Annotated in this window: 3 protein-coding genes; 1 reads left to right on the top strand and 2 read right to left on the bottom strand. The window is 69.3% G+C overall.

Translation table 11 applies throughout. The annotated features are described in order from the left end of the window. A partial coding sequence (locus ABNU97_RS17700; RefSeq protein WP_348767981.1) for an ABC transporter ATP-binding protein occupies positions 1 to 478 on the top strand: 478 nt, incomplete at its 5' end. Here the strand turns inward: ABNU97_RS17700 and ABNU97_RS17695 are convergent. Both ABNU97_RS17695 and ABNU97_RS17690 read right to left on the bottom strand, forming a co-directional pair. Continuing rightward, complete coding sequence (locus tag ABNU97_RS17695; RefSeq protein ID WP_348767980.1) at positions 475 to 1284, bottom strand: siderophore-interacting protein; 810 nt, start codon at positions 1282 to 1284, stop codon at positions 475 to 477. The two genes, ABNU97_RS17700 and ABNU97_RS17695, sit on opposite strands and share 4 nt — an antisense overlap. Then, complete coding sequence (locus ABNU97_RS17690) at positions 1281 to 1991, bottom strand: alpha/beta hydrolase-fold protein (RefSeq protein ID WP_348767979.1); 711 nt, start codon at positions 1989 to 1991, stop codon at positions 1281 to 1283. The genes ABNU97_RS17695 and ABNU97_RS17690 overlap by 4 nt, the downstream gene beginning before the upstream one ends. Positions 1992 to 2126 lie beyond the last annotated feature (135 nt).

Here is a 2126-nt window from a genome sequence, read left to right as displayed (position 1 = left end):
ATGGTCCGCCGAGGACGTCGCAGTCGCCGCCGCCGCCCTGGCCGCCGCCGATCTGCAATCGCTGGCACACCGCCCGCTGGAAGCCATGTCCGGCGGCCAGCGCCAGCGTGCCTGGATTGCCATGTCGATCGCCCAGCAAACGCCGGTGCTGCTGCTCGACGAACCCACCACTGCCCTCGATCTGGGCCATGCCATCGAAGTGTTCGAGCTGGTGCGCGATCTCGCCGCCGAGGGCAAGACGGTGGTGATGGTGCTGCACGATCTGGGCAACGCCTGTCGCTATGCCGACCATCTGGTGGCCATGCGCGACGGCTGCGTGGTCGCGGCCGGCCCGCCCTCGGAAATCGTCAGTCGCGAGCTGGTCCGCGAACTCTACGGCGTGGACTGCACGCTGGTCACCGATACCGATACCGGCGCGCCCCTGCTGGCCAACGTGCGCCGCGCCCGCGACGCCGCACCCGGTTCTATCAGACGCTAACTGTCGAAGTTGTCCATCACCCGATGACGCTCGGCGTGATAGGCCTCTTCGCTGGCACGGGCTTTCCAGTACGGCACGGCATAGATCTGTTGGCGCGCCAGCCCCCAGACATCGCGCAGATGCGCACGCATGGCCAGCACCGAGGCGTTTTCGCCGGCCACCCAGGCCGCGACCGGCTCGCTCGGCGGCGCGAGCGCTTTCAGCGCCTGCACCATGGGCGTATCGGCATGGTCGACATGCGGCGCTCGTAGCCAGTCGATGGTGACCGAGGCTGCGTAATCGAGTTCGGGCCGGTCGGCATCGGCCGGCAGCTGCACGATCGCATGCCCGGATACATGGGCCGGCAGGCTTTCCAGCAGGGCGGCGATCGCCGGCAGTGCGGTGATATCGCCGGCCAGCAGCACGCGCTGCGCGGGCGCGAGCATGGGGCTCGGCCCGCCGGGGCCGGCCACGCCGATGGTATCGCCCACCCGCGCGCGCAGGGCCCAGGCCGAGGCCGGGCCGTCGTCGCCGTGCAGCACGAAATCGACGTACAGGCGCTGTCGAGACGCATCGAAATAGCGAACCGAATAGGTCCGCGTGACCGGCCGCGACTGTGGCCAGCGCGGCCCGTCGGGCGTGAGTTCGGGCAGCGCGGGCGCGGTTTCCCCCGGCCCCGGCAGAAAGATCTTGATATGCGCGCCGGCATGATCGCCGGCAAAGCCCGACAGCACGCCGTCTTCGCCGGCCAGCTCGACCCGCAGCAGGCTGGGCGACAAGCGCGCCACGTCGGTGACCTGTACCGGCCAGGGGCCACGCGCACTCATGGCGTGGGCTCGGCCGTGGCGGCGCGGCCCAGCCAGCGCGCCAGCGCGTGGAACAGCCCGCGATCGAGCGCCGCGCCGTGCCCGGCACCGGCCAGCAGCCGATAGTCCACGTCGAATGCCGGACAGCGGGCCAGTATTTCGTTCGCCCGCGCGGCGTTGGCGACCATCTGCCGGCGCGCGAGCTTGGCGGCACGCTCGGGGTTGTCTGTTTGGGCGGTATTCAACGGCTGCTCCTTGGCCCCGACGGTGATGATCACGGTTTTTGGCGTGCTGCGAGCACAGGAATCACCCTGTACGGCCTGCTGTAGCTGCGGCATGACCCGGCCATCGTCCCACCACAGCGACGGGCTGGCCGCAAAATAGGCCGAAAACCGGGCCGGATGATGGGCCAGATCGAACAGCACGGCCAGCCCGCCGAGCGAATGCCCGTAGAGCGCGGTTCGTGCCGGGTCGAGCGGGTAGTCGCGGGCAATACGCGGCTTGACGCGGGCTTCGACGAAATCCAGAAATGCCCCGGCCTGACCGCTGCCCGCTCTCCCGGCCACCGCGCTCGGGGTGAGGTCTTCAAACCGGCGCGGAATATTGAAGGCGACGGTATCGGGATAGCCCAGGCCGACCACGAGCACGCGATGGGCCAGCTCGTGTGCCTGCAGCCATGCCACGACTCGCAGGATGACGTGCTGATGGTCCCAGTTGTAGGACATCATGATGTGAGGCGGCGGCTTCCCCTGCGATGCACCGCCCGCCGCCGATCCGCCATCCGTGACAGCAGGCGCCGAGCGTTGTCGGGATCGTGTCTCGTCGTCGAGCTCGAATAATGCGCCGCTCGCACGCTCCGCGGA

It is taken from the genome of uncultured Salinisphaera sp., assembly GCF_964012375.1.
In the GTDB taxonomy this organism is placed as follows: Bacteria; Pseudomonadota; Gammaproteobacteria; order Nevskiales; family Salinisphaeraceae; genus Salinisphaera.
Note: the sequence above shows the minus strand (reverse complement) of the source record. Positions and strands in the feature narration are given on the sequence as shown.